Below are 26733 nucleotides of genomic sequence, written 5' to 3'. Positions count from 1 at the left end.
GGCGTGGCCGTCAGGCCACGGGCAGCGCCGATTGGGATTGATCCGCGCGTTCACGCAGGAAGTGCTGGTAGGCCAGCGCGATGCCTTCGGTCAATGACACGGCGGGTTGCCAGCCCAGCGCCGTCACGCGCGACGAATCCATCAGCTTGCGTGGCGTGCCGTCGGGCTTGCCGGTGTCGTAGACGATGCGGCCTTGGTAGCCGACCACACGCGCCACCAGCGCGGCCAGGTCCGCGATGCTGATGTCCTTGCCCGCGCCGATGTTGTAGATGCCCTCGGCGTCGGGGTGTTCCATCAGCATCACGCTGGCTTTGGCCAGATCGTCCACGTACAGGAACTCGCGCAGCGGCGTGCCCGTGCCCCAGATCGTCACGCTGTCCTGACCGGCTTCGCGGCCTTCATGGAACTTGCGGATCAGCGCGGGCAGCACGTGGCTGCTGTGCAGGTCGTAGTTGTCGTGCGGGCCATACAGGTTGGTTGGCATGGCGCAGATAAAGCGCGCGCCATATTCCCGTTGGTAGGCTTCGCACAACTTAAGCCCCGCGATCTTGGCGATGGCGTAGGGCTCGTTGGTGGCTTCCAGCGGGCCGGTCAGCAAGGCGTCTTCGCGGATCGGCTGGGGCGCCTCGCGCGGGTAGATGCAGGACGAACCCAGGAACAACAACTTGCGCACGCCGGCCGCATACGCGGCGCGGATGACGTTGCACTGGATCATCAGGTTCTTGTACAGAAAGTCGACCGGATGATTCTGGTTGGCCAGGATGCCGCCGACCTTGGCGGCGGCCAGGTACACCACATCGACCGGCGTGGTCGAGAAAAAGCGGTGCACCTGGTTCTGGTTTTCCAGGTCCAGCTCGGCCCGGCTGCGGGTCAGCACGTTGGGGTAGCCGCGGCGATGCAGTTCGCGGGTGATCGCCGCGCCCACCATGCCGCGATGGCCCGCCACGAACACGCGTTGGTCCAGGTTCGTCATGGCGCGCTACTCCTTGTAGGCGTAGATTTCGTAGCCGTTCTGTTCGACCAGCGCATCGCGGCGCGCGTCCTTCAGGTCGGCTTCCACCATTTCCTTGACCAGCTCCGCGAACGTGGTGCGCGGCGACCAGCCCAGCTTTTCGCGCGCCTTGGTGGGGTCGCCCAGCAGGGTTTCCACTTCGGTCGGGCGGAAGTAGCGCGGGTCGACCCGCACGATGACCTGGCCGGGCTTGACGTCGTGTACCGGCGAGAACAGCACGGTGGCCGTTTCTTCCAGGCCTTCGCCTTCCCATGCCAAGAGGATGCCCAGCTCGCGCGCCGCCGTATTGATGAATTCGCGCACGCTGTATTGCAAGCCGGTGGCGATGACGTAGTCCTCGGGCGTGTCCTGTTGCAGCATCAGCCATTGCATTTCGACGTAGTCACGCGCATGGCCCCAGTCGCGCAGCGCGGACAGGTTGCCCAGGTACAGGCATTCCTGCAAACCCAGCACGATGCGAGCCAGGCCGCGCGTGATCTTGCGCGTTACGAACGTTTCGCCGCGCTTGGGCGATTCGTGGTTGAACAGGATGCCGTTGCAGGCGTACATCCCATAGGCTTCGCGGTAGTTCACGCTGATCCAATAGGCGTAGAGCTTGGCGGCGGCGTACGGGCTGCGCGGGTAGAAGGGGGTGGTTTCCTTCTGCGGCGTTTCCTGCACCAGGCCATACAGCTCGGAGGTGGACGCCTGGTAGAAGCGCGCCTTGTTCTCCAGCTTCAGGATGCGGATGGCTTCCAGAAGGCGCAGGGTACCCAGGCCGTCGGCGTTGGCGGTGTACTCCGGCTCTTCGAACGAGACGCCCACATGGCTTTGTGCGGCCAGGTTATAGATTTCGTCCGGCTGCACCGATTGCACGATGCGGATCAGGCTGCAAGAGTCGGTCATGTCGCCGTGATGCAGCACGAAGTTGCGCGGCTTGTCATGCGGATCTTGGTACAGATGGTCGATGCGGGCGGTGTTGAACAGCGAAGCGCGCCGCTTGATGCCATGGACTTCATAGCCCTTGGCCAACAGAAACTCGGCCAGATAGGCCCCGTCTTGTCCGGTAACGCCGGTAATGAGTGCCCGTTTTGGCATGGTTGTATCCTTAAGACTTAGTGACTGCACGAAAGGAGCCGAAGGCTGCGGAACCAATGTGCAATGAGATTACTGTTGCACCCGCCGCCAAGATATCGGCCAAAAGGTCTAAGAGTTCAGCCTGTCGATAGGGAAAAAAGGATTGGATTGATTCATCCAGCGCACCCAGCGCGGTGACGGCAAGCATGGCCACCAGGGCAGGGCGCCGGTTGACCGACAGGTAGATCAATCCCGTCAATACGGCGTAAGCCAGAAGATGCAGCCGCTTGTCCCCAAACGCATCCGACATTTCCGCCGCCAGCCCGGGCAGATTCCCCACGGTGATCAACACCCCGAAGAACAGCCCCGCAACCGGCAGGCAAAGCCGGGCTACGCCAGGTCGCCAAAAGGGTTCCCCGTCCAATAGGCCCGCACCCCCGCCGCCGGGCCGCCCCAAGGCGGGGGTAGCCCCCTCGGGGGGCAGCGCGGGCCCGGAGGGCCTGGCGCGTGGGGGCAACCCTGCGCCGCCGGGCCGCCCCAAGGCGGGGGTAGCCCCCTCGGGGGGCAGCGCTGGCCCGGAGGGCCTGGCGCGTGGGGGCTCCCTAAACTCGGCCATACATGTCCTGGAAACGCACGATGTCGTCCTCGCCCAGATACGCGCCTGACTGCACTTCGATGATTTCCAGGGGGATCTTTCCCGGGTTTTCCAGGCTGTGGGTTTCGCCCAGCGGGATGTACGTCGACTGGTTTTCCGTCAGCAGGTACTGCTTGTCGCCGTTGTAGATCCGCGCCGTGCCCGACACCACGATCCAGTGTTCCGCCCGGTGGTGATGCATCTGCGACGACAGCCTGGCGCCCGGTTTCACGGTGATCCGCTTGACCTGGTAACGCGGCCCGTGGCCCACCGAGTCATACGACCCCCACGGGCGCTGCACCTCGCGGTGATGGTTCAGCTCCGACCGGTGCTGCGTCTTGAAGATCTCGACCAGGCGCTTGACGTCTTGCGAGCGCGACTTGTGCGCGACCAGCACCGCGTCGGCGGTTTCGATCACCACAATGTCATCCAGCCCCACGGACGCCACCAGCCGGCTGGTCGAGTGGATCAGGCAATTGCGCGAATCCTCCACCATGACGTCGCCCGTGGTGGAGTTGCCTTCCACCGTCTTCTGGGCGATGCCCCAGACCGCGTCCCACGCGCCCACGTCGCTCCAGGACGCCGCCAGCGGAATCACCACCGCGCTGTCGGTGCGTTCCATGATGGCGTAGTCCATCGAATCGCTGGGGCACGCTTCGAACGACGGCCCATCCAGATGAAACAGGCCAGCCTCGCCATGGCCGGTGGCCACCGCCGCCTGCACCTGTTCCAGCATCTTGGGCGCGAGCCGCGCCATCTCGGACAGGAACACCGACGCCTGGAACGCGAACATGCCGCTGTTCCAGTAATACCCGCCGTCATCGATCAGCCGCTGCGCGACTTCAGGCGACGGCTTTTCCACAAAGCGCCGCACGCGGCGCGCCGGCGCCATCACGCCGGGTTCGTCCGACTGGATGTAGCCATAGCCGCTAAGCGGCGCGGTGGGCGTGATGCCGAACGTGACCAGCGCGCCCTGGCGTGCCGCCTCGTAGGCCTGCGCAAAGGCTTGCCGGAGCACGTCGCCATCTTCCAGCACATGGTCGGACGGCATGATCAGCATGATCGGGTCTTCGCCGTCGCGCATGGCGCGCAGCGTGGCGGCGGCAATCGCCGGCGCGGTGTTGCGTGCAAAGGGCTCCAGGATCACTTCCGCGTCCTTGATGCCCAGCTCCTGCGCCTGCTCGGCGGCAATGTACTGGTGCGCGTCGTTGCAGACCAGCATCGGCTTGGCCTGCGCGCCGGCGGACCCAAGCCGCAGCAGCGTGTTCTGCAACAGGCTGCGCGAATCGGTCAAACGGATGAACTGCTTGGGCAGCAGTTCGCGCGACAGCGGCCACAGGCGCGAGCCGGAACCGCCGCAAAGGATGACAGCCCGGTAGGCGGGAGGGGGATTCGTCATGGCGCTCACTCCTTGAAGTAGGCCTGGGTGTACGGATGCACGCCGGGATCGGCGGCGATCTCTTCCGCTTGCAGCCAGCGGTAGCCATGGTGCTGGCCGCGCGGAAGGGTTGCGGTATCCAACGAAAGCTCGGCCTCATACGCGAGGACGACATAGTGGGTGGAGCGTCCCGCTTCACCCGCGAAATTGGTGCCGTAGAAGTGCTCGTACACGCCGCGCGGCGTCCACGATTCGGGGGCAATGGCCAGCCCCAGTTCTTCACGCGCGATACGGTCCAGCGCGGTGCGCAGCGGTTCGTTCTTGCGGATGCGTCCGCCCGGTACGAACCAGGCGCCACGCGCCGGCGGGTTGGTGCGCAACCCCGTCAAGTAGCGTCCGGCGCCGTCGCGCAACAACAGGTCGATGGACACCAGCGGCAGCATCTCCACCGCCTGGCGGAAGTCCGCGCGCGGCAGCACGCCGGTGGATGCCGCATGTGCCGTCATGGCCGTCGGCACGGGCACGGGCGCGCCGGGCCATCCCAATGGACTAGTAGACATTTCGGCCCGTCCATCCCGACACGGCCGTGCGGGCGATGATCAGCAGGTCCATCCGGAACGTCCAGTGCTGGATGTAATAGATGTCGTGCTCGACGCGGTCGCTCATCTTGCGCAGCGTGTCCGTCTGCCCACGAAAGCCATTGACCTGCGCCCACCCCGTGATGCCGGGCTTGACGCGGTGGCGCATCATGTAGCGCTGCACCAGGTCCTTGTACATTTCGTTGTGCTCCAGCGCGTGCGGGCGCGGGCCGACCACCGACATATCGCCCATCAGCACATTCAGGAACTGCGGCAGCTCGTCCAGGCTGGTACGCCGCAGGAAGCCGCCGATGCGGGTAATGCGCGTATCGTTGCGCGTGGCCTGCGTGACGGTGCCGTGTTCCTGGTGCACCGTCATCGTGCGGAACTTGTAGACGTGGAACACCTTGCCGTCCACGCCCAGGCGAGGTTGCGTAAAGAACACAGGCCCGCGCGAGGTCAGCTTGATGGCCAGCGCAATCGACAGCATCAGCGGCGCCAGGCCGATCAGCGCGAAGAACGCAAAGCCGCGGTCGAATACTTCTTTCGCCCAGCCGCGCACGCCGGCGGCGGGCAGGCTGTTCAGCTGGATGGCGGGCAGGCCCAGGAATTCGCCGATGCGATGGCCCAGCAGCTGGATCGACATCACATCCGGAATCCAGCGGATATCCACCAAGTCGTTGCGCAGGTGGTACAGCACTTCGCGCAATTCCTGGCCCGCCTCCATCGGAAGGACGATCCAGATCTCGCGCACATTGTTTTCGTGCACGAAGGAATGCAGGTTGTCCAGATCGTGCAAGCGGCGCACTTGCGGCGGCAGGCTTTCGTGCGGCTCGGCGTAGATGCCCGCGACTTCATAGCCCGCGCCCCGGTAGCGTTCAACGCGGCGCCACAGGTCATGGCCCAGCGCGCCGAAGCCCACCAGCAACACGTTCTTCTTGTTCAGCCCGCGATCGCGCGCGGCGCCCAGCGCGGCGTAGACCGCGATACGTACGCCGGCCAGCGTCAGCGCCGCCATGCCGAACCAGGTAGCCGCCCACATGCGCGATATCGCGGCGGTCTGATGCATGAGAAAACTGACAAGGATGCCCAGCGCAAACACCGTGGCCCACGCAGCCAGGCTGCGCACGACCAGATCGGTCAATAGCCGCCCGCGCCATGACACATACAGGCGGAATGCGGGGAACAGGGCGATCACGCCCAAGCCGCACAGATAGATCAGGAATAGATGAATTTGCGGAGGGTCCGCCATTGCATCTTCCGAGAACTTCAAACCGGTGGCAGTCAGGCCGCAGGTGATTACGATCGCGGCATCGAGCAGGCGGTACAGATAGCTTGCTCCGCTGAATCTTGCCGATGTGTCCGAGTGGGACGGGTCCATCGCGCACTCCTGTTCGTGGGGAGTCTTCTTGCGGCGAAGAAAAAAACGATGCACTGCCGCAAAACATGTGGCTACCGACGAAATCTTATTGAGTGCGTGGCGTACCCGAAACCTCCAAACGATGTAGGAGAAGGCTTAGGACATCCGTCGAATGTGCGGGGCTTCGAAAAGAGAGTGGAATGTCGCAACCCGTTACGCATCGGGCTCCATTCCAAGCAACGAAGTCATTCACAGTGGATTTGCCATGACGACATTTTTCGGAACGTTGAGCCGAGCCATCGCCGCTATCGCGCTCGTGTCCTCGCTGGGCGCTTGCGCCCTGTCTCCCGGTATGACCTTTAATTCCGGCCACCTTGTTGATCCCATGGACCCGAACTCCGTGGCGCCGATCAAGGAAATCACCCCCAGCCTGGTCGTCGACGACCTGCGCAACCGCCAGGCGTTGATCGATAACGACGGCGTCGAAAAGCTGGTCGGCAGCGTCGAGCCCTACCGCATCGGGCCGGGCGACATCCTTTCCATCGTGGTGTGGGACCACCCCGAACTCGTCCTTCCGACGCAAACCTATGCCATCGGGACTGGGGTGACCGAACTAGTCATGGGGGATACCGCCTCGGGCATACCGGGGTATACCGTCTCATCCACTGGATATATCCAATTTCCGTATACGGGACTGCTGAAAGTGGCGGGGTTGACGGAACTTCAGGCGCGCAATCTCATAGTCAATAGTTCCGGCAAGTACATCCAGGATCCGCAGATCACGGTACGCGTGCTGGGCTATCGAAGCAAGCGTGTCTACGTCGAAGGCGAAGTCAAGTTGCCGGGCACGGTTGCCATCAACGACATTCCGATGACTCTGCTCGAAGCGGTCAACCGCGCGGGTGGCTTGCTGCCCACCGCTGACCGCAGCGCCGTCTATGTCATTCGCGATGGCCGCCGTACCCGTGTGAACCTGCCCGCGCTGATCGAACGTGGCCAGGACTTGAATCAGGTCATGCTGAAGTCGGGCGACATCGTGCGCGTTACGCCGCGCGACGACAGCAAGATTTTCGTGATGGGTGAAGTGTTCTTGCCCACCACGGTCGTGATGCGCGATGGACGCATGTCGTTGACCGAGGCGCTGGGCATGGCGGGTGGCCCGAACCAGTTGACGGCCGACGCGTCGCAAGTGTTTGTGGTGCGAAGTACCGAGCAAGCGACGCCGCAGGTGTTCCACCTGAACGCCAAGTCGCCGCAAGCCCTGGCTGTTGGTGCGAAGTTTGAGTTGGAACCCAAAGACGTCGTGTTCGTGGATACGGCCGCGCTGGTGCGGTGGAACCGCTTCATCAGCAATCTGTTCCCGAGCGCGCAAACGGTACAGACCGTCAAGTCGATCAACTAGTCCGCCTTTCGGGCCTTCGGGCCCAAAACAACGCCTTTGGGGGCGCCGCATCCGCCGCGGCGCCCACGTCTGGAGAGCTGCATGTCGTTGCCCATCGAAGCATTCGAGCCGAACGTCCCGGCTCGCCAGCAGGAAACCCCGTTGTCCTCGCACGTGGACGCCATTATTTCGAATCGTTGGATGATCCTTGGGATCACGTTGCTCGCCTTCCTGGGCGCGCTGGCCTACGTGATGGTGACCCCATCCGTGTACTCGGCCGACATCATCGTGCAAGTCGAAGAGGAAATGCCTAACGGCCAGGCGCGCAGCCTGCTGGGCGACGTGTCCGCCATGTTCGACACCAAGGCAGAGACCTCGGGCGAAATGGAAGTGCTGCGTTCACGCATGGTGGTGGGGCCGGCCGTCGACAAGTTTCTGTTGTACATCCACGCCAAGCCGCGTTATTTCCCCGTGGTGGGCGAATGGCTTGCGCAGCGCTATGAAGCGTTGCCGTATCCGTCCAGCCTGCCGCGCGGCGGCTATGCGTGGGGCGGCGAACAGATTGCGATCTCGCAGCTGGACGTGCCCAACGAATGGCTGGGCAAGCCGTTTCGCGTGACCACGCAAGGCGAGGGCCGCTACACGTTGACGGACAAGTTCACGGGCGCCACGTTCAGCGGCGCGGTGGGCAAGCCGGAACACTTCCTGTTGCCCGGCGGGGGCGCGATGGACGTGCATATCGACGCGTTGACGGGCCGGCCCGGCACCGAGTTCACGATCTCGCGCAGCTCGCGCCTGGCGGCGATCGAAAACGTGCAATCGCATCTGGGCATCTTTGAACGAGGCCGCGCATCGGGCGTGATCGGCGTCACGCTGGAAGGCAACGACCCGGCACTGACCACGGCCGTGCTGAACCAGATCGGCCAGGAATACGTGCAGCAGAACGTCAACCGCAAAGCGGCACAGGCCGAGAAATCGCTGGGCTTTCTGGAACAGCAGCTGCCCATCCTGAAGGGCGAGCTGGACGCGGCCGAAACCAAGTACAACGCCTTGCGCAACAAGCGCGGCACCATCGACCTGTCCGAAGAAGCCAAGCTGATCCTGGCGCAGTCGGTGGACGCGCAGACCAAGGTGATGGAGCTGCGCTCCAAGCGCCAGGAACTGATCACGCGCTTTGCCCCCACGCACCCCAGCATCGTCGCCATCGATCGCCAGATCGCGTCGCTGTCGGGTGATGTCAGCCGCATCGGCAACAACATCAAGGCGCTGCCCGACCTGGAGCAGGACGTGGTGCGCCTGGTGCGTGATGTGCGCGTCAACACCGAGCTGTACACGGGTCTGCTGAACAACGCGCAGCAACTGCGCTTGATCCGCGCCGGCAAGGTCGGCAACGTGCGCATCCTGGATGCCGCGGTGCAGCCGGACCGCCCCGTGCGCCCCAAGGCCGCGATCATCATCGGCGTGGCCACGGTCATCGGTTTGATCTTCGGCATGCTGTGCGCCTTTGTGCGAAACGCGCTGTTCGGCGGCCTGTCGGAACCCGACGACGTTGAACGCTACACGGGCCTGCCGGTGTTGGCCGCCATTCCGTACAGCGACATGCAGGACAAGCTGTGGCGCCGCAGCCGCCGCAAGAACGCCACGGTGCCCGCGCTGCTGGCGCAAAGCCAGGGCAACGCGCCACCTATCGAAAGCCTGCGATCGTTTCGCAACGTGCTGCAAGCGTCGCTGCGCCAGTCCGCCAACAACATGGTCATGTTCACCGGCCCGGTGGCGGGCGTGGGCAAGTCGTTCCTGTCGGCCAACTTTGCCTTCATCCAGGGCGGCGTGGGCAAGCGCGTGCTGCTGATCGACGCCGACTTCCGCAAGGGCCAGCTGAACCGCTATTTCGGCGTGCCCAAGGAAGACGGCTTGTTCGAAGTGCTGTCCGGCACGATTCCGCTGGCGCGCGTCAGAAAGCACAGCGTGTCCGAAGGCGTGGACTTCATTGCCACCGGCGCGGTCACTTTCGATCCGTCCGAGCTGCTGGCCTCGCCCGTGTTCGGCGCCACCTTGCGCGAGCTGTCCTCGCAGTACGACATGGTGATCCTGGACACGGCGCCGGTGTTGTCCTCGCCCGATGCGGCGGTGGTCGGCACGCATGCCGCCGCGGTGATGGTGGTGGTGCGCTCGGGCATGAACACCGTGGGCGAAATCCGTGAAACGGCCAAGCGCCTGATCCAGGCCGGCGCGCCGGTGGACGGCGTGCTGTTCAACGGCTTGAAACTGATGCCGGAGCGCTTTGGCTTCCGGTCCAAGTATGGGAATTATCGATACTCCCGTGCGGCGTATTACGGCGATTTCAAACAGAACGGTCCCAAGTAACGCCACCCGGAGAAACTGGCATGCACGGAACTTTTGGCTGGGATACCCCGCAAATTCTGGATGCGGTTTTCAAGGCTTACGACATACGCGGCACGGTGCCGGACGAAATTGACGCGCGCTTCGCGCACAGCCTGGGCATGGCGGCCGGCACCAAGGCGCGCGAGCTGGGGGCGCGGTCGATGGTGGTGGGGCGCGATGGCCGCTTGAGCAGCGTCGAGCTGGCGGCCGCGTTGCAGGCCGGGCTGCGTTCGGCCGGCATGCACGTCATCGACATCGGCATGGCCACCACGCCGATGGTGTATTTCGCCACGCGCCTGATGGACACAGGCGCGGGCATCGCCGTCACGGGCAGCCACAACCCGCCGGCCCACAACGGCTTCAAGATCGTGCTGGACGGCGCGTCGCTGTACGGCGACGGCATCACCGCCTTGCGCGATGCGATGCGCCTGCCGATCGAATCGGCCAGCGTGTCCGGCGGACGCACGCAGATGCAGATCCAGCCCTGCTACGCGGCGCGCCTGGTGGGCGACATCCGCATGGCGCGTCCGATGAAAATCGCCATCGACTGCGGCAGCGGCGTGGCGGGCGCGGTGGCGCCGGCGCTGTTTCGCGCGCTGGGTTGCGAAGTCACCGAACTGTTCTGCGAGGTAGACGGCTCGTTCCCCGGCCACCACCCGGACCCGGCCGACCCGCAAAACCTGCAAGACCTGATTTATTGCCTGCGCTATTCCGATTGCGAGGTTGGGCTGGCGTTCGACGGCGACGGCGACCGGCTGGGCGTGGTGACAAAATCGGGACAGATCATCTGGCCGGACCGGCAGCTGATTTTGTTCGCCCGCGACGTGCTGTCCCGCAACCCCGGCGCGGAAGTCCTCTACGACGTGAAATGCAGCCGCCACGTGGCCCGCGCCATCTTCGAGGCCGGGGGCAAACCCACCATGTGCAAGACCGGGCATTCCCTCATCAAAGCCAAGATGCGCGAGTCGGGAGCGCTACTTGCTGGAGAGATGAGCGGTCACATGTTTTTCAAGGAGCGCTGGTACGGCTTTGACGATGGGATCTACGCCGCCGCCCGGCTGCTGGAAATCCTGTCCGCTGCGCCGGACCCGTCTGCCCTTCTTGAAGGCTTGCCGCAGTCCTGCGCGACCCCCGAAATCAAGCTGGACACCGCCGAAGGCGAACAGTTCGAACTGGTGAAGTTGCTGCGCGAGCAAGGGGAATTCCCCAGCGCGGTCTCCATCAACGATCTGGACGGCGTTCGGGTGGACTACGTCGATGGCTTCGGCCTGGCGCGTCCATCGAACACCACGCCGACGGTGGTTTTGCGTTTTGAAGGAGACACCGTGGCCGCACTGGCCCGGATCGAGGAGGATTTCCGCAACGCGTTCCGGCGCATTGCACCTCTCGTTCGTTTACCGTTCTAAGGAGCATCACGCGATGGGAAAGGCCAATTTTGCGATTGAGGCGTTAAGGGCGGATTCCGGCCTGGCGCAGAGCCCTGAGTGGCAGGCGTTCGCGCAGGCTGCCGAGGCCGCCGAACTTGACGCCAACACGCTTAAAGTCATTGAAGCTGCCGGTTTGTGCGTGGACCTGACCATGCAACGGCAATCGCCCGCGCTGGAAGCGGCCGCACTGAACCTGCTGCAAGCGCGCGGGCTGGCGGACGCCCGCCATGCGCTGTTCACGGGTGAACCCGTCAATTGGACCGAAGGCCGACCCGCCTGGCACACGGCCGTTCGCGCCGGGCGCACGCCCGAGCAACCGGACGGGCTGGACGCCGATTCCGTCTGCGAATATTCGCGCATGAGCGACTTCGTGCGCCGGGTGGACCAGACGGCAGATTTTTCAACCGTGCTCCATATTGGCATCGGCGGCAGCGACTGGGGCCCGCGCCTGGCGGTCCAGGCGTTTGGCGGACCCTCGCAGCGCCGCCAGATCCGCTTCGTGTCCAACATCGACGGCCACGCCTTCCATGACGCGGTGGCGGGCCTGGACCCGCGCCGTTGCCTGGTGGTGATTTCGTCCAAGTCGTTCACCACGTCCGAAACCATGCACAACGCCCGCGCCGCGATTGCGTGGCTCAAGCAGGGTGGGGTGGCGGACGTGTCCGAGCACCTGGCGGCCGTTACCGCCAACGTGTCGGCCGCGCGCGCGCTCGGCGTGCCCGCCAGCCACACGTTCAAAATGTGCGACTGGGTAGGCGGCCGTTATTCCGTGTGGTCAGTGGCCGGCCTGTCGATTGCGCTGACCGTGGGCGCCGACGTGCTGATCGGCATGCGCGCGGGCGCCGAGGCGATGGACCAGCATTTCCAGAACGCCCCGTTCGCCGCGAACGCACCGATCCAGCTGGCCTTGGCCGGCTTGGTCAATTGCAGCGTGCTGGGCTACAACTCGCTGAACATTGCCGCGTACAGCGCGCGTCTGCTGCACCTGGTGACCTATTTGCAGCAGCTGGAAATGGAATCGCTGGGCAAGCGCGTGGCGGGTGATGGCACGGCGGTGGGCGTGCCCACGGCCCCGATCATCTGGGGCATGCCGGGCACCGACGGCCAGCACACGTTCTTCCAGTGGCTGCATCAAAGCGAAGACGGTGCGCCGGTGGACTTCATCGCCAGCCTGCAAGGCCACGCCGACAGCCCCGACGCCCATCGCCATCTGCTGGCCAACTGCCTGGCGCAGCGCCAGGCGTTGCTGCGCGGCAAGAACCTGGAGCAAGCGTTGCAGGACGTCGCGCACATCGACGATCAGGAAAAGGCGTTGAGCCTTGCCCAGCACATGGTGCACCCGGGCGGACGGCCGTCCACGCTGATCGTGCTGCGCCAGCTGGACCCGCGTGGCCTGGGCGCCTTGCTGGCCTTGTACGAACACAAGGTGTTCGTACAAAGCGTGGTGTGGGGCATCAACCCGTTCGACCAATTCGGCGTGGAACTGGGCAAGCGCCTGGCCACGGGCATCGACCGCGAACTGGCCGTGCCGGTGTCGGCCGGGGTGGTCGACTGGGGCCATGACGCGTCCACCTCGTACTGGATCGATCGCTATCGCAGCCACACGCAGGCGCCGCGTCCGCGCCATGCGTGGGTGCCGGGCGTGGCGGCGCATCTGTGACGAGCGCCGCCATGTCAGGCATGCACGTACTGGTGACGGGCGGGGCCGGCTACATCGGCACGCACACGCTGATTGCGATGCTGGCGGCGGGCCAGCGGCCGCTGGTGCTGGATAACTTCAGCAACGGCAGCCGCGAGGCCGTGCGCCGCGTCGAACGGCTTTGCGGCCAGCCGATAGCGCTGATAGAAGGCGATATCCGCACCCCCGGCCTGATCGAGCGCGTGCTGTCGGACGCCGCCGCGCGCGGGCAACCGGTGCAGGCGGTGTTGCACCTGGCCGGTTGCAAGGCCGTTGGCGAATCGGTGGCCGACCCGCTCAAGTACTACGACAACAACGTCACGGGTTCGATGGTGTTGCTGCGGGCCATGCGCGAGGCGGGCGTGTCCCGCCTGGTGTTCAGCTCGTCGGCCACCGTCTACGGTGAACCGCAATTCCTGCCGTTTACCGAAGCGCATCCGTTGGCCCCGGCCAATCCGTATGGGCGCACCAAGCTGATGGTCGAGGAGATGCTGCGCGATGTCTGCACGGCCGACCCGTCGTTCAGCGCGGTCACGCTGCGCTACTTCAACCCGATCGGCGCGCATCCCAGCGGGCAGATCGGCGAAAGCCCGCGTGACCTGCCCAACAACCTGTTCCCGTATCTGACCCAGGTAGCGGTAGGCCGCCAGCCGTTCCTGCGCGTCTTCGGCAACGACTACGACACCGTCGATGGTACCGGCGTGCGCGACTACCTGCACGTCATGGACCTGGCGCAAGGGCACGTGCAGGCCCTGGCGTACGGCGCCGGCCAGAGCGGCTTTGTCGCCGTGAACCTGGGAACCGGGCACGGCACCAGCGTGCTGGAATTGGTGCGCGCCTTTGAAGCCGCCAGCGGTCTGCGCATACCCGTGCAGATCATGCCGCGCCGGCCGGGCGACGTGGCGCGCACCTGGGCGGACCCGTCGCTGGCCGAGTCGCTGCTGGGCTGGCGCAGCACGTACGACGTGGCGGCGATGTGCGCCGACGGCTGGCGCTGGCAGCAGGGCAATCCACAAGGCTACGAGGCGGACGACGCCAGCCAGGGCGTGCAGGCCGCCGTGGCATAACCCCTACGCCATATCGGAGGCCTGTTGAAAAAGGGGCGCCAGCGGTTACAGTTGACGGGACTATTGCGTAGCACCGTCAATGAGGCATTCCCATGTTTGACATCCATTCTCAGCCCGGGTCCACCCGCCCCGCCCAGGGGCAGTCGCGATGAACGGGCCCACCTACATTCCCCCCGCCCACTGGAATCTGGACAGCATCGTGTCCGGCTTGCGCGAAGCGCGCGTCGCCTGGCGCGGCCCGCGCGGCCGCCTGCGCGAAGATTCCGGCCTGCGCGAATTCCCGTCGCAGGAAAGCCTGCGCCAGATCATCAAGGACCTCTGCGGCGCCTTGTTCCCCATGCGGCTTGGCCCGATCGATCTGCGTGAAGAAGTCGAAGACTTCTACGTGGGCCACACCATTGGCGCCGCGCTGGACGCGCTGCTGCATCAGGTCTGTCTTGAGCTGCAATACGTCGGCCGGCACGAACACGTCGACCCGGCCGAGACGCAGCGGCGCGCCATCGAAATCGTGCGCCAGTTCGGCGCCGAGCTGCCGCGCGTGCGCGCCGCGCTGGACCTGGACGTGACTGCCGCCTACCAGGGCGACCCGGCCGCGCACAGCGTGGACGAAGTGCTGCTGTGCTATCCCGGCGTGGCGGCAATGATCCACCACCGCCTGGCCAACGTGCTGTACCGGCTGAACGTGCCGATGCTGGCCCGCATCGTGGCGGAAATCGCGCACGCGGATACCGGCATCGACATCCACCCGGGCGCCACCATCGGCCGCAGCTTTTTCATCGATCACGGCACGGGGGTGGTCATCGGCGAAACGGCCATCATCGGCGACCGCGTGCGGCTCTATCAGATGGTGACGCTGGGCGCCAAGCGCTTTCCGCCCGGCGAAAACGGCGAGCTTAAAAAGGGCCTGCCGCGGCATCCGCTGATCGAGGACGACGTCGTCATCTACGCGGGCGCAACCATTCTGGGCCGCGTCACCATCGGCAAGGGCTCGACCATCGGCGGCAACGTCTGGCTGACGCGCAGCGTGCCGCCGGGCAGCAACGTCACGCAGGCCAGCCTGGTCAGCGACATGCCCGATTGTGGGCTGGGCGGCTGAACGCAGCGTAGGAATCAGGATGGACACCCAAGTCTCGGATCTGGCCGCGTTGCGCGGCTTTGTCGACCGCCACCCGCGGCTGTTCGTGCTGACGGGGGCGGGCGTCAGCACCGATTCCGGCATCCCCGACTACCGCGATACCGAAGGCGAATGGAAGCGCAAGCCGCCCATGACGCTGCAAACGTTCATGGGCGACGACCTGGCGCGCGCCCGCTACTGGGCGCGCAGCATGGTGGGCTGGCGTCGCTTTGGCCATGTTCAGCCGAACGAGTCGCATCGTGCCCTGGCGCGGCTGCAAGCGCGCGGCTTGATCACGGTGCTGGTCACGCAGAATGTGGACGGCCTGCACGAAGCGGCCGGCAGCCGCGACGTGGTGGACCTGCACGGCCGCCTGGACGAAGTGCGCTGCATGAATTGCGACTGGCGCGGTGGGCGTGCCGACTGGCAAGACCGCCTGCAAAACGGCAACCCCGCCTGGACGTCGCTGGATGCCACCGACGCGCCGGACGGCGACGCGGACCTGGAAGGCGAAGACTTTTCGCAATTCACCGTGCCGCCGTGCCCGCGCTGCGGCGGCATCGTCAAGCCCGACGTGGTGTTCTTTGGCGAAACGGTGCCGCGCGACCGGGTCGACCGCGCCAACGCCGGCCTGATGAGCGCCGATGCGGTGCTGGTCGTGGGGTCGTCCTTGATGGTGTATTCGGGCTACCGCTTCGTGACTGCCGCGTCACGCAACGGCATGCCGATCGCCGCCATCAACCTGGGCCGCACGCGTGCCGACAGCCTCTTGACCCTGAAGGTGGAACAACCTTGCGCGGTCGCGCTGGAAGCCTTGTAACACGGGTTTTCGGCGGCCGGTTTTTGACCGGTTTAAGCAAGTGCTTGTCCTGTAAGCGTTTTTTGACGCCGTTACAGACCTTTCCATAGGGTTGTCCACAGGAACTGTGGATAATTCCTAGGGAATACCCCTGGTTTTGCGATCATCCCGCGTCCGCGATGTCCACCGCTTCGCCTAGCAACGCGCGGCGGGCGGCGTGCCAGCTGCCGGCATCCGGGGCATACAGCAGGCCGCCGGTGCGGTGCGTGGGCTTGTAGGGCGATCCGTCAAAGCGCGCGGCGTAGCCGCCCGCCTCGCGGTGCAGCAGCCAGCCCGCGGCGTGGTCCCAGGCCGTCAGCTGGTTGTACAGCGCAACGTGGCAATGGCCGGCCGCCAACATGCGGTATTCGTGGGCAGCGCAGCGCAGCGACGCGGTACTGCCCAGGCGCGACAGGTGGCTGTTCACGGTAGTGCGCAGCGGCTCGGGCAGGGCGTCGGTCGAGATCAGGCCGTCCATGTCTTCCAGCGGCGCGGGGCCGGCGACGGTCAACGGCGCCCGGCGCCCATTTTCGTATTCCATCCACGCCCCTTCACCCCGCACGGCCAGCGCGCTGTCGCGGTTGACCGGGTCGTAGATCACGCCGGCGATCACGTCGCCGCGATGGCAGGCGGCGATCATCATGCCGAACAGGGGCAGGCCCGCCACGTAGTTGCGGGTGCCGTCGATGGGGTCGATCAAAAAGGCCAGGTCGGCGTCGACCAGCATGTTCAGCAGCGAAGGGTTGCGCGCGGACGCCTCTTCGCCGATGAGCACGGCGCCTGGGTACAGCTTGGACAGGCGCGCGCCGATCATGCGTTCGGCGGCCTCGTCCGCATCCGTGACCAGGTCGCGCGGTGAACTCTTGCCCCGCACGGCGCCTTCGGGCAGGTTGCGAAAGCGCGGCATGACTTCCACCAGGGCCGTTTCGGCCAGCACGGCGGCAAGCTTGCGGGTGTCGTCAAGGGTAAAGGTTCTGCTCATACGGATCCATTCAGGGAACGCGCAAATCTATCATGCCTGGGCGGCATTTGATCGCGTTTCGCAAGTGACTGGATTGAAAGGACTTTTCCGGGCTGTGCAGGACTTATCTGCCGGGTTGTCCACAGTTGTTGGGGATAAGCGGCGGGGATAGCCGCTTATCCCCGGTGCGCGGCGAGCGCCGCGCACCGGTCGGGGCCTCAGGCGCCCAGGTCCACGCACAGGTACTTGATTTCGAGGTATTCCTCGATGCCGTACTTGGAACCTTCGCGTCCCAGACCCGACTGCTTGACGCCGCCGAACGGGCCGACTTCGTTGGAGATCAGGCCGGTGTTGATGCCGACGATGCCGTATTCCAGCGCTTCGGACACGCGCCAGATGCGGGCGTAGTCGCGCGTGAAGAAGTACGCGGCCAAGCCGAAGATGGTGTCATTGGCCATGCCGATGACTTCTTCTTCGGTTTCAAAGCGGAACAGCGGGGCCACCGGGCCGAAGGTTTCTTCGGTGGCAAAGCGCATCGATTGCGTCACGTCGCGCACCACGGTCGGTTCGAAGAACGTGCCGCCCAGCGCATGCGGCTTGCCGCCGGCAATGACCTTGGCGCCGTGCGAGGTGGCGTCGGCGATGTGCTCTTGCACCTTTTCGATGGCGTTCGTGTCGATCAGCGGGCCTTGCGTCACGCCGTCTTCAAAGCCGTCGCCGACCTTCATGGCGTTGACCTTGGCGACCAGGCGCGTGGCGATTTCCTCGTACACGCCGGCTTGCACGTAGATGCGGTTGGCGCACACGCAGGTCTGGCCGGCGTTGCGGTACTTCGAGGCCAGGATGCCGTCAACCGCGCGGTCCAGGTCGGCGTCGTCGAACACGATGAACGGCGCGTTGCCGCCCAGTTCCAGCGACAGCTTCTTGATGGTGGGCGCGCATTGCTCCATCAGCGTGCGGCCCACTTCGGTGGAACCGGTGAAGCTCAGCTTGCGCACCACATCGCTTTCGCACAGCGCGGCGCCGATATCGCGCGAGCTGCCGGTGATGACGTGGAACACGCCCGCCGGAACGCCCGCTTCTTCGGCCAGCACGGCCAGCGCCAGCGCCGTCAGCGGCGTCTGCTGGGCGGGCTTGACCACCATCGTGCAGCCGGCGGCCAGTGCCGGACCGACCTTGCGCGTGATCATGGCGGCCGGGAAGTTCCACGGCGTGATGGCGGCGGTGACGCCAATGGGTTGCTTCAGCGCCAACAGGCGTTGGCCGGCCTTCGGGCTTTGCAGCACGTCGCCGTCGATGCGCTTGGCTTCTTCGGCAAACCACTCCAGGAACGATGCGGCGTAGGCGATTTCGCCCGCGGCCTCGGTCACCGGCTTGCCTTGCTCGGACGTCATGATGGCAGCCAGGTCCTGCTGGTTCTGCATCATCAGCTGCGACCACTTCAGCAGGATCGCGGCGCGTTCCTTGCCGGTCTTGGCGCTCCAGGCGGGCAGGGCGGCCTGCGCGCTGGCGATGGCCTGTTCGGTTTCCTTGCGGCCCAGCTTGGGCACGGACACGATGGTCTTGCCGGTGGACGGGTTGTCAACCGGGATCGATGCGCCGTTGCCGGCGCCAACCCACTTGCCGTCGATGTAGCAGGCGTCGCGCAGCAGATCGGGGCGCGACAGGGGATGGGTCAATGCGGTCATTATTGAAGTCTCCTTGATTGGGATTCAACGGGGCCAAGGCAGCGAAAAAAGCGCAACAGCAATGCGCAACAGCAATGCGCAACAGTAAAGCGCAGCGGGCGCGGCGGAAAGATCCGCAACGCCCGCAATCACCGTGCCTGTGGCCCAAGAACAGGGTTCAGGCCGTGAACGTTACGCTGCCAGTGCGTCGGACAAAATCGCCAGCGCGCGGTCGAACTGCGCGTCGGGGATGGTCAGCGGGTACAGGAAACGCAGCACGTTGCCGTAAACGCCGCAGCTCAACAGGATAAGCCCTTGTTCCAGCGCGCGGGCCTGCACGCGCTTGACGGCTTCAGCGTCCGGCTTGCCGTTGGCGTCGTTCAGTTCCAGCGCCACCATCGAACCCAGGCCACGCACGTCGGCAATAGCCGGCACCTTGGCGCGCAGGCCTTCCAGGTGGGCGCGCAGCTTTTCGCCCAGCACGTTGGCGCGATCGCACAGCTTTTCTTCGGCAATCACGTCCAGCACGGCGTGGGCCGCAGCCACCGCCAGCGGGTTGCCGGCGTAGGTGCCGCCCAGGCCGCCCGCTGCCGGGCCGTCCATGACGTCGGCACGGCCGACCACGCCCGAGATCGGGAAGCCGCCGCCCAGGCTCTTGGCCATGGTGATCAGGTCGGCTTGCACCGAGTGGTGTTCCATGGCGTAGAGCTTGCCGGTGCGGCCAAAGCCCGTTTGCACTTCGTCGGCGATCAGCAGGATGCCGTGCTCGTCGCAGAGCTTGCGCAGCGCGCTCATCAGTTCGGGCGGGGTGATGTTGAAGCCGCCTTCGCCTTGCACCGGTTCAATGATGATCGCGGCGACGCGCTTGGGGTCGATATCGCACTTGAACAGCAGGTCCAGCGCCTTGAGCGAATCGGCAACGGAGATCGACTGCGTGGCGTTGGGGAACGGCACGTGATAGATGTCGCCGGGCATCGGGCCGAACGACAGCTTGTACGGCGCAACCTTGCCGGTCAGCGCCATGCCCAGCATGGTGCGGCCATGGAACGAACCCGAGAACGCGATGACGCCCGAACGGCCCGTGGCCGAACGCGCGATCTTGATGGCGTTTTCAACGGCTTCGACGCCGGTGGTGAAGAAGGCGGTTTTCTTCAGGCCGTCGATGGGGGCCAGGCGGTTGATGCGTTCGGCCAGCGAGATGTAGCTTTCGTACGGAACGATCTGGTAGGCCGTGTGCGTGAAGTTGTCCAGCTGGGCGGCCACGGCGGCCTTGACCTTGGGGTGCAGGTGGCCGGTGTTGAGCACCGCGATGCCGCCCGCGAAATCGATGTATTCCTTGCCGTTGGCGTCCCACAGCGTGGCGTTCTCGGCGCGCACTGCGTAGAAGTCGCACATGACGCCAACGCCGCGCGGCGTGGCCAAAGAACGGCGGGTATTCAGGTCTTGATTCTTCATCTCAGCCTCGATGAACAGGGTGGGCGGGAAAAGCCTTATTTAATGCTACGATGGCCCCATTTGTGGGAACCACTTTGATAAAACAGGTAGAACCAATTGCGGTCCATTGTAGGTGACTTGCTGCTGCTGCGTCTGGCGGACGGATCTAGCGAGCCCATGAACAAGCGCTTGTATCGCGGCATACGCGAAGCGATCCTGGATGGCGCCATCGCCGCCGACTCGCGTTTGCCTGCGTCGCGCGACCTGGCAACAGAGCTGGGCATTGCCCGCAATACCGTGGTCCACGTCTACAGCCAGTTGCTAGCCGAAGGCTATACGCGCAGCCGGCAGGGCAACGGCACATTCGTCAACGCGTCGGTGCCCGACTCTTACCTGGCCAGCGGCCGACGCCTGCGCCAGCCCGCGCAAGCGCAACCGGGGCCCGCGCTGTCACCACGCGGCGCGGCCATTGTCGAAGGCGTGTCGGCCTCGCCCTACCAGTGGGGCGCGTTCATGCCCGGCGTGCCCGACCTGACCGAATTCCCCCACAAGAAATTTGGCCGCATCGTCAGCAATCTGTGGCGCAACCCGTCGCCCGATTTGTTGACCTATGCCTACGGCGGCGGCCTGCCGGCGCTGCGCGAAGCGCTGGCCCAGCATCTGGCGCTGACGCGTTCCATTGACTGCGACCCTGACCAGATCATCATCACCGAAGGCTCGCACCAGGCCATCGACCTGACGACGCGCATCCTGGGCGAAGCCGGCGAAACCGCCTGGGTCGAAGACCCCGGCTACTGGGGCGCGCGCACCATCTTGCAAGCCAACGGCCTGCACACCGTGCACCTGCCGGTGGACGAAGAGGGCATGCGCCTGCCCGAACCCGGCGGCACGCCGCCGCGCTTTATCTTCGTCACGCCATCGCACCAATATCCCTTGGGGCCGGTGATGTCGCTGGCGCGCCGCCGGCAACTGCTGGCCGTGGCGCGGCAAAGCGGCAGCTGGATCATCGAAGACGATTACGACAGCGAATTCCGCTTTTCGGGCCGCCCCATCGCCTCGTTGCTGGGCTTGGAGCCCGATGCGCCCGTCATCTATATGGGCACGTTCAGCAAGACGCTGTACCCGGGCCTGCGCGTGGGCTATCTGGTCTTGCCCAAGCCGCTGACCGCCGCGTTCCAGGCCGCGCACGCTGAGCTGTATCGCGAGGGCCATCTGATGACGCACGCGGCGCTGGCCACGTTCATTTCCGAAGGCCATTACGCCGCGCACATCCGTCGCATGCGCATGCTGTACGGGCGACGGCGCGCGATGCTGGTCAACCTGATTGAACGCCGGCTGGGCCCGGACTGGCTGCACCGTGACGCCAGCATGGCAGGGTTGCATCTGGTGCTGACCTTGCCGCTGGACATGGACGACCTGCGCGTGGTGGATGTGGCGCGCAGCAAGGGCGTGCTGACCCGCGCGCTGTCGCGCTATTACGTCAATGCCGAAGGGCGGCGGCCCGGCCTGCTGCTGGGCTATGCCTGCGTGCCGGAAAACGATATTGCGCGCAAGTTCGAGGTGCTGCTGGAAAGCCTGGCCGACGTCGCCCGCAAGCCCGCGGCGGCTTGACCGGGTCCGCCTAGAAAAGCGGCAGCGCCGCGCCGAATGCCGCCGCGTTGCGCATGCCCTGGTCTTCGAAGTTGGTGTTGAAAACGGCATGCGCCTGGCTGCTTTGCGTGGCCAGCCGCGTGAAGCGTTCAACCAGTTCGGCAAGCTCCTGCTCGGTATATTCATATTGAAAGCGGCCCGACGACGCGCTGCCCGAGGCGTTCCATGCGTCGGCATTGCGGCCGTGCAGCCGCAGCAGCGTCAGATCGGGATGCGTGCTTTCCCAGATGGCGGGCACGGTATTTTCAAAGCCCTGCGGTGCGTCCACCACCGTGTGCACCACGCCCAGATCGCGTTCGAAAGCCAGCGTGTCGGCGATGGCGCCCGGGCTGTCGAACCAGCTGCGATGGCGAAATTCCACCGAAATCAAATGCTCTTGCATGCGCGCGGCGCAGTCGGCCACATGCGCGCGTCCTCGCGCGTCGCGCCGGATCCACGGGGGAAATTGAAAATGCACCGCGCCCAGCTTGCCCGGCATCCGCAGCGGTTCCAGCGCCAGCTGATAGCGGCGCCACATTTCATCGCGCAGGTCTTCGGGCATCTGGCGTTGGTAGATGATCGGGTCCGGCCAATCTTCCAGTTCGCGTGCGATGTCCCCGGGCAGGGCGGCCAGCGGCGTCTGGTGGCCGGTGAACAAGCGGAACGCCTTGATGTTGAAGACGAAGTCGTCCGGCGTGCGCTGCGCCCACAGATAGGCGTTGTTGGCCGAGGGCAGCGCGTAGTAGCTGGAATCGATTTCCGCCATCGAAAAGCGCGACGCGTAAAAGCGCAGCCGCGCTTCGGCACCGCGCACGTCGGGCGGGTAAAACCGCCCGCAGGCGAGCAGGGTGGGGTCGGTCCAGGAGGCGGTGCCGGTCAGGATACGCATGGCAAAAGGGTGGCGGATGGGGCGCGGGGCAGGGCGACGACGCTGCTATGATAGCTGGATAAATAGCCAGTCATTTGGCCTACTTGCCGCCATGCCCGACCACGATCCCACTGCCAACACCCGCCCCGATCCCCTTGCCGATCTGAACCCTGCCCAGCGCGAAGCCGCCGTATTCGGCGTGCGGCCGGGCTCAAGTTCGGGCTCAAGTTCGGCCGAAGACGCGGCGTTCGATGACGGCCCCCTGCTCGTGATTGCGGGGGCGGGATCGGGCAAGACCAACACGCTGGCGCACCGCGTGGCCCACCTGATCCTGAACGGCGCCGACCCCCAGCGCATGCTGCTGCTGACGTTCTCGCGCCGCGCGGCACAGGAAATGGACCGGCGCGTGGGCTCGGTGCTGCAACGCGTGATGAACCTGCGCGGGTCGCAGCAGGCGCCGTCGTTGCCTTGGGCAGGCACCTTCCACGCCATCGGCGCGCGGCTGCTGCGCGACTGCGCACTGCGCATCGGCCTGTCTGAAGCCTTCACCATCCACGATCGCGGCGACGCCGAAGACCTGATGGGCATGGTGCGGCATGAACAAGGCTTGTCATCCACCAAATCGCGTTTTCCCTTGAAGGGCACCTGCCTGGCGATTTATTCGCGCGTGGTCAATAGCCAGACGCCGGTGGCCGACGTGCTGAAAACGTCATTCCCCTGGTGCGCACAGTGGGAAGAGGAATTGAAGACGCTGTTTCGCGGCTATGTGGCCGCCAAGCAGGACCAGCAGGTGCTCGACTACGACGACCTGCTGCTGTATTGGTCCGAGATGATGACCGACCCGGGCATCGCCGCCGATGTCGGCGCGCGCTTCGACCACGTGCTGGTCGACGAATACCAGGACACGAACCGCCTGCAATCCGCTATTCTGCTGGCCATGAAGCCCGACGGGCGCGGGCTGACAGTGGTGGGCGATGACGCGCAATCCATCTATTCGTTCCGCGCCGCCACCGTGCGCAACATCCTGGATTTTCCCTCGCAGTTTCCCAAACCTGCCCGCGTCATCACGCTGGACCGCAACTACCGGTCGACCCAGCCCATCCTGAACGCATCGAACGCGGTGATCGGCCTGGCCACCGAACGCTACGCCAAAGACCTCTGGACCGATCGCGTCTCGTCGCAACTGCCCGAACTGGTCACCGTCAGCGACGAGGCCGGGCAGGCGCGTTGGGTCGCCGACCAGGTGCTGGCGCAGCGCGAGGGCGGCGCCACGCTCAAGTCGCAAGCGGCGCTGTTCCGCACGGCCAGCCATAGCGCCGCGTTGGAACTGGAACTGACCCGGCGCAACATTCCTTTCGTCAAATTCGGCGGCCTGCGCTTTCTGGAAGCCGCGCACGTCAAGGATCTGCTGTCGCTGTTGCGCTGGGCCGAGAACCCGCGCGGACGCATGGCGGGTTTTCGCGTCGCGCAGTTGATGCCCGGCATCGGCCCGGCCACCGCCGGCAAGCTGATGGACGCCATGGCGGCCAGCCCCGAACCGCTGCGCGCGCTGCGCGAGTTCAAACCCGGCGCGGCGGCCCAACAGGAATGGGGCGCGTTCGCCGACACCTATGCGGCGCTGTGCGACCCGGGCCTGCGTTGGCCCGCCGACGTGGACCTGGCGCTGCGCTGGTACGCCGGCCAGCTTGAACGCCTGTACGACGACGCGCGGGTGCGCAAGACCGACCTGGACCAGCTGGTGCGGCTGGCGGCGGGCTACCCGTCGCGCGAACGCTTTTTGACCGAGCTGACCCTGGATCCGCCCGACGCCACCAGTGACGAATCCGGCGCGCCGTCGCGCGACGAGGACTACATGATCCTGTCCACCATCCACTCGGCCAAGGGCCAGGAATGGAAGGCTGTCTATGTGCTGAACGTGGTCGATGGCTGCATCCCGTCCGACATGAGCACCGGCACCGCCGAAGAGATCGAAGAAGAGCGGCGCCTGCTGTATGTGGCCATGACGCGCGCCAAGGAACGGCTGCAACTGATCGTGCCGCAGCGCTTTTACGTGCACCAGCAGACGGGCATGGGCGACCGCCACGTGTACGGTTCGCGCACGCGCTACATCACCAACGCCATGCTGCCGCTGTTTGAACACCTGCCTCGGCCGCCCGCGCTGGGCGACCTGCCTGCCGGCGCGCCGTCCAAAGAGGCGCAGGCCCCGGCCATCGACGTGACCCGGCGGGTGCGCAACCTGTTCTCATAGCCTGCGCTATCATCAGCCGATGCCATAAGTTGTGCCGCAGGGCTCGCATTGCCAAAGGGTATCCATGTCTGCTGAAGAGAATTTCGCCGACGTCCACAAGGGCGAGGTGGTGGCGTCCATCGCCTATGTGAACGGCCGCCGCGACCGCGAAGTGCCCATCGATGAAGTCGGCCAGCACATCGGCCGGTATAGCAGCCAGAACAGCGACCAACTAGGCGGCCCATCAGACGGCAAATCAGGCGGGCAATCAGGCGGATTAAGCCCCGGCCAACCGCCCGGCATGCTGTGGATCGGCCTGCGCAACCCCACACCCGAATTGCTGGCCCGTGTCACCGGTGAATTGGGCGCTTGTGGCAAGAACCAGGAAGAGATGCTTGAACCGCACCGGCGGCCCAAGATCATCGATTACGGCAACATGGTTCTTATCGTGACCATCACCGTCGAGGTCGAGGCCGAACGGCCTGTCTTCGGCGAAACCCAGCTCTTGATCGGCGACGGCTTTCTGGTCACCGTGCGGCGCGGCGCCACGGCGGCGCACAGCCCGCTGCGCGAACGCCTGGAAGCGTCGCCCGACCTGCTCAAGCGCGGCAGCGACTACGTGGCCTCCGAAGTGCTGGACTGGCTGGTCGACCGCTACGTGGCGGCGGCGGGCAAGATCGAAAGCGTGGTCGAAGGCGCCGAACAGAAATTGCTGATCCGTGGCGCCAAGGATTCCGATATCCGCAGGCTGTACCGCCAGCGCCGCGACTTGCTGCGCATTCATACCGTGGTGTCGCCGATGGCGGAAATATGCCGTCGGCTGGCGCGCGTCGAGATGTCGGCCGTGGACGAGCATGCTCGCCCGTACTTCGGCGAGGTCGCCGACCGCGTGCTGCGCGTGGACGAGCTGTTCAACGCGTTGCGCGAATCGCTGGCGTTCGCCTTCGAAGCCAGCCTCATGATCGGCCAGGCGGCGCAGAACGACACGACGCGCAAGCTGGCGTCCTGGGCCGCCATCCTGGCCGTGCCCACCGCGATTGCCGGCATCTATGGCATGAACTTCGAATTCATGCCGGAACTGAAGTCGCCCCTGGGCTATCCCATCACGCTGGGCGTCATCGCGTCGATCTGTTCGGTGTTGTACTGGCGGTTCCGCAAGTCCGGCTGGCTATGAAAGGCGGGCGGGGAACAGCGGGCAACGCAGGCCGACACGCCAGCCCGGGCGGCAGGGGCGGCGAGACGTCCAGCAAGGCAAGCGACCGGGACATTTTCCGCACGGTCGATTAACGAAAAACCGGGCCGCCTGTGGCACACTTGCCGCGTTTCTTACCTGGAGGCCGGCCGGTGCGTGGCAAACCCCCATTTCGCGGCGGCGGCAAGCTGACCGCCCTGATCGTTGCCGTGATTCTTGCGGCGGCGGGCGCCATCGTCAATTGGCTACAGCCGTCGGGGCAGGGCGATTCGCCCCGCCCGTCACGTCCGCCCTCGGCCGATGGGCGCTCGCCTGCGGCCGACGGCATTCCGCCCGGCAGCTACACGCTGACCGGCGCGATCGTCAACGTGGCCGATGGCGACACCGTCACGCTGCGCGCGCGCGATGGCCAGCGCCGCATCCGCATGGACAGCATCGATGCGCCTGAAGAAGGCCACGGCGCCGACCAGCCCGGCCAACCCTTTGCCGAAGCGTCCCGCAAGAATCTTGCGGATCTGGTCGCCGGCAAGACCCTGACCGCCCAATGCTACGAACAAGATCAGTACGGCCGCGACGTCTGCGCGCTGATTCTGGATGACGGCCGCTCGGCCAACCGTTTGCAGGTGCAGTCCGGCTACGCCTGGGCCTACACCGCCAGGCGCGGCGATTACCTGCGCGACAAGGCCATGACGAGCTTGCAACGCCAAGCCCAGGACGCCAAGCGCGGCCTATGGGCCAAAGAGGGCGCCATGCAGCCCTGGAAATGGCGCTATGACTGCTGGCGCCAGCGCCAGTGCGGGTGATGAGGGGCGGTCGCCGCCCCGTGCACCCGCTAGGGCATGCCTGGGTA

Annotated in this window: 21 protein-coding genes; 11 read left to right on the top strand and 10 right to left on the bottom strand. The window is 65.4% G+C overall.

Features of this window, described 5'->3' with window-relative positions; all coding sequences use genetic code 11:
* Positions 1-10: 10 nt before the first annotated feature.
* The 6 genes from DVB37_RS18170 to DVB37_RS18140 form a co-directional block, all read right to left on the bottom strand.
* Positions 11-973, bottom strand: a complete 963-nt coding sequence (locus DVB37_RS18170; protein ID WP_120156371.1) for a GDP-L-fucose synthase — start codon at positions 971-973, stop codon at positions 11-13.
* Positions 974-979: 6 nt separating this feature from the next.
* Complete coding sequence (gene gmd, locus DVB37_RS18165) at positions 980-2089, bottom strand: GDP-mannose 4,6-dehydratase (protein ID WP_046804114.1); 1110 nt, start codon at positions 2087-2089, stop codon at positions 980-982.
* A gap of 10 nt (positions 2090-2099) precedes the next feature.
* Positions 2100-2492: a VanZ family protein gene (locus DVB37_RS18160; protein ID WP_120157560.1), complete on the bottom strand. Its 393-nt coding sequence runs from the start codon at positions 2490-2492 to the stop codon at positions 2100-2102.
* 178 nt (positions 2493-2670) lie between these two features.
* Positions 2671-4101, bottom strand: coding sequence for a mannose-1-phosphate guanylyltransferase/mannose-6-phosphate isomerase (locus tag DVB37_RS18150; RefSeq protein WP_046804113.1), 1431 nt, complete (start codon positions 4099-4101; stop codon positions 2671-2673).
* Positions 4102-4106: 5 nt separating this feature from the next.
* Positions 4107-4559 (bottom strand): GDP-mannose mannosyl hydrolase, encoded by a 453-nt coding sequence (locus DVB37_RS18145; protein WP_120157559.1) that lies wholly within the window; start codon positions 4557-4559, stop codon positions 4107-4109.
* Between the two features lie 70 nt (positions 4560-4629).
* Positions 4630-6039 carry an undecaprenyl-phosphate glucose phosphotransferase gene (locus DVB37_RS18140; RefSeq protein WP_120156370.1) on the bottom strand — a complete coding sequence of 470 codons (1410 nt, stop codon included), beginning with the start codon at positions 6037-6039 and terminating at the stop codon, positions 4630-4632.
* A 244-nt stretch (positions 6040-6283) separates the two neighbouring features.
* Between DVB37_RS18140 and DVB37_RS18135 the strand changes: the two genes are divergently transcribed.
* The 7 genes from DVB37_RS18135 to DVB37_RS18105 all read left to right on the top strand — a co-directional run bounded on the left by DVB37_RS18135 (position 6284) and on the right by DVB37_RS18105 (position 15887).
* Positions 6284-7420 (top strand): polysaccharide biosynthesis/export family protein, encoded by a 1137-nt coding sequence (locus DVB37_RS18135; RefSeq protein ID WP_046804111.1) that lies wholly within the window; start codon positions 6284-6286, stop codon positions 7418-7420.
* Between the two features lie 81 nt (positions 7421-7501).
* Positions 7502-9763 (top strand): GNVR domain-containing protein, encoded by a 2262-nt coding sequence (locus DVB37_RS18130; RefSeq protein WP_120156369.1) that lies wholly within the window; start codon positions 7502-7504, stop codon positions 9761-9763.
* 20 nt (positions 9764-9783) lie between these two features.
* A complete protein-coding gene (locus DVB37_RS18125; RefSeq protein ID WP_046804109.1) occupies positions 9784-11187 on the top strand; it encodes a phosphomannomutase/phosphoglucomutase in 1404 nt (467 codons plus the stop codon).
* A gap of 13 nt (positions 11188-11200) precedes the next feature.
* On the top strand, positions 11201-12868 hold the full coding sequence (gene pgi / locus DVB37_RS18120) for a glucose-6-phosphate isomerase (protein WP_046804108.1): 1668 nt from the start codon (positions 11201-11203) through the stop codon (positions 12866-12868).
* Positions 12869-12879: 11 nt separating this feature from the next.
* The gene (galE, locus tag DVB37_RS18115) at positions 12880-13953 is read left to right on the top strand and encodes a UDP-glucose 4-epimerase GalE (protein ID WP_120157558.1); all 1074 of its coding nucleotides are present in this window, start codon (positions 12880-12882) and stop codon (positions 13951-13953) included.
* A gap of 148 nt (positions 13954-14101) precedes the next feature.
* Positions 14102-15049, top strand: a complete 948-nt coding sequence (gene epsC / locus DVB37_RS18110) for a serine O-acetyltransferase EpsC (protein ID WP_046804107.1) — start codon at positions 14102-14104, stop codon at positions 15047-15049.
* 19 nt (positions 15050-15068) lie between these two features.
* On the top strand, positions 15069-15887 hold the full coding sequence (locus tag DVB37_RS18105) for an NAD-dependent protein deacetylase (RefSeq protein WP_120156368.1): 819 nt from the start codon (positions 15069-15071) through the stop codon (positions 15885-15887).
* A gap of 142 nt (positions 15888-16029) precedes the next feature.
* Here DVB37_RS18105 and DVB37_RS18100 read toward each other — a convergent pair whose 3' ends face one another.
* The 3 genes from DVB37_RS18100 to DVB37_RS18090 all read right to left on the bottom strand — a co-directional run bounded on the left by DVB37_RS18100 (position 16030) and on the right by DVB37_RS18090 (position 19988).
* Positions 16030-16887 (bottom strand): inositol monophosphatase family protein, encoded by an 858-nt coding sequence (locus DVB37_RS18100; RefSeq protein ID WP_120156367.1) that lies wholly within the window; start codon positions 16885-16887, stop codon positions 16030-16032.
* A gap of 197 nt (positions 16888-17084) precedes the next feature.
* Entirely contained in the window at positions 17085-18554 is a 1470-nt protein-coding gene (locus tag DVB37_RS18095) for an NAD-dependent succinate-semialdehyde dehydrogenase (RefSeq protein WP_046804104.1), read from the bottom strand.
* A gap of 171 nt (positions 18555-18725) precedes the next feature.
* Entirely contained in the window at positions 18726-19988 is a 1263-nt protein-coding gene (locus DVB37_RS18090; RefSeq protein ID WP_046804103.1) for a 4-aminobutyrate--2-oxoglutarate transaminase, read from the bottom strand.
* Between the two features lie 96 nt (positions 19989-20084).
* Here DVB37_RS18090 and DVB37_RS18085 point away from each other — a divergent pair, with 96 nt between their 5' ends.
* Complete coding sequence (locus DVB37_RS18085) at positions 20085-21578, top strand: PLP-dependent aminotransferase family protein (protein ID WP_370512735.1); 1494 nt, start codon at positions 20085-20087, stop codon at positions 21576-21578.
* A gap of 10 nt (positions 21579-21588) precedes the next feature.
* On the opposite strand, the gene DVB37_RS18080 is transcribed toward DVB37_RS18085, so the two are convergent.
* Positions 21589-22485 (bottom strand): DUF72 domain-containing protein, encoded by an 897-nt coding sequence (locus DVB37_RS18080; protein WP_120156366.1) that lies wholly within the window; start codon positions 22483-22485, stop codon positions 21589-21591.
* Between the two features lie 91 nt (positions 22486-22576).
* Between DVB37_RS18080 and DVB37_RS18075 the strand changes: the two genes are divergently transcribed.
* The 3 genes from DVB37_RS18075 to DVB37_RS18065 all read left to right on the top strand — a co-directional run bounded on the left by DVB37_RS18075 (position 22577) and on the right by DVB37_RS18065 (position 26686).
* On the top strand, positions 22577-24712 hold the full coding sequence (locus DVB37_RS18075) for an ATP-dependent helicase (protein WP_120156365.1): 2136 nt from the start codon (positions 22577-22579) through the stop codon (positions 24710-24712).
* Between the two features lie 64 nt (positions 24713-24776).
* Entirely contained in the window at positions 24777-25865 is a 1089-nt protein-coding gene (locus DVB37_RS18070) for a magnesium and cobalt transport protein CorA (RefSeq protein ID WP_120156364.1), read from the top strand.
* A 170-nt stretch (positions 25866-26035) separates the two neighbouring features.
* Entirely contained in the window at positions 26036-26686 is a 651-nt protein-coding gene (locus DVB37_RS18065) for a thermonuclease family protein (RefSeq protein WP_120156363.1), read from the top strand.
* Positions 26687-26733: the final 47 nt, after the last annotated feature.

This window comes from Achromobacter sp. B7, from assembly GCF_003600685.1.
GTDB classification, from domain to species: Bacteria; Pseudomonadota; Gammaproteobacteria; order Burkholderiales; family Burkholderiaceae_B; genus Achromobacter; species Achromobacter spanius_B.
Note: the sequence above shows the minus strand (reverse complement) of the source record. Positions and strands in the feature narration are given on the sequence as shown.

Bases quoted from the DNA above. Each gene is read 5' to 3' on its own strand.
- DVB37_RS18170 (WP_120156371.1), bottom strand. From the start codon at position 973: ATGACGAACCTGGACCAACGCGTGTTCGTGGCGGGCCATCGCGGCATG.
- gmd (WP_046804114.1), bottom strand. From the start codon at position 2,089: ATGCCAAAACGGGCACTCATTACCGGCGTTACCGGACAAGACGGGGCC.
- DVB37_RS18150 (WP_046804113.1), bottom strand. From the start codon at position 4,101: ATGACGAATCCCCCTCCCGCCTACCGGGCTGTCATCCTTTGCGGCGGT.
- DVB37_RS18140 (WP_120156370.1), bottom strand. From the start codon at position 6,039: ATGGACCCGTCCCACTCGGACACATCGGCAAGATTCAGCGGAGCAAGC.
- DVB37_RS18135 (WP_046804111.1), top strand. From the start codon at position 6,284: ATGACGACATTTTTCGGAACGTTGAGCCGAGCCATCGCCGCTATCGCG.
- DVB37_RS18130 (WP_120156369.1), top strand. From the start codon at position 7,502: ATGTCGTTGCCCATCGAAGCATTCGAGCCGAACGTCCCGGCTCGCCAG.
- DVB37_RS18125 (WP_046804109.1), top strand. From the start codon at position 9,784: ATGCACGGAACTTTTGGCTGGGATACCCCGCAAATTCTGGATGCGGTT.
- pgi (WP_046804108.1), top strand. From the start codon at position 11,201: ATGGGAAAGGCCAATTTTGCGATTGAGGCGTTAAGGGCGGATTCCGGC.
- galE (WP_120157558.1), top strand. From the start codon at position 12,880: ATGTCAGGCATGCACGTACTGGTGACGGGCGGGGCCGGCTACATCGGC.
- epsC (WP_046804107.1), top strand. From the start codon at position 14,102: ATGAACGGGCCCACCTACATTCCCCCCGCCCACTGGAATCTGGACAGC.
- DVB37_RS18105 (WP_120156368.1), top strand. From the start codon at position 15,069: ATGGACACCCAAGTCTCGGATCTGGCCGCGTTGCGCGGCTTTGTCGAC.
- DVB37_RS18100 (WP_120156367.1), bottom strand. From the start codon at position 16,887: ATGAGCAGAACCTTTACCCTTGACGACACCCGCAAGCTTGCCGCCGTG.
- DVB37_RS18095 (WP_046804104.1), bottom strand. From the start codon at position 18,554: ATGACCGCATTGACCCATCCCCTGTCGCGCCCCGATCTGCTGCGCGAC.
- DVB37_RS18090 (WP_046804103.1), bottom strand. From the start codon at position 19,988: ATGAAGAATCAAGACCTGAATACCCGCCGTTCTTTGGCCACGCCGCGC.
- DVB37_RS18080 (WP_120156366.1), bottom strand. From the start codon at position 22,485: ATGCGTATCCTGACCGGCACCGCCTCCTGGACCGACCCCACCCTGCTC.
- DVB37_RS18075 (WP_120156365.1), top strand. From the start codon at position 22,577: ATGCCCGACCACGATCCCACTGCCAACACCCGCCCCGATCCCCTTGCC.
- DVB37_RS18070 (WP_120156364.1), top strand. From the start codon at position 24,777: ATGTCTGCTGAAGAGAATTTCGCCGACGTCCACAAGGGCGAGGTGGTG.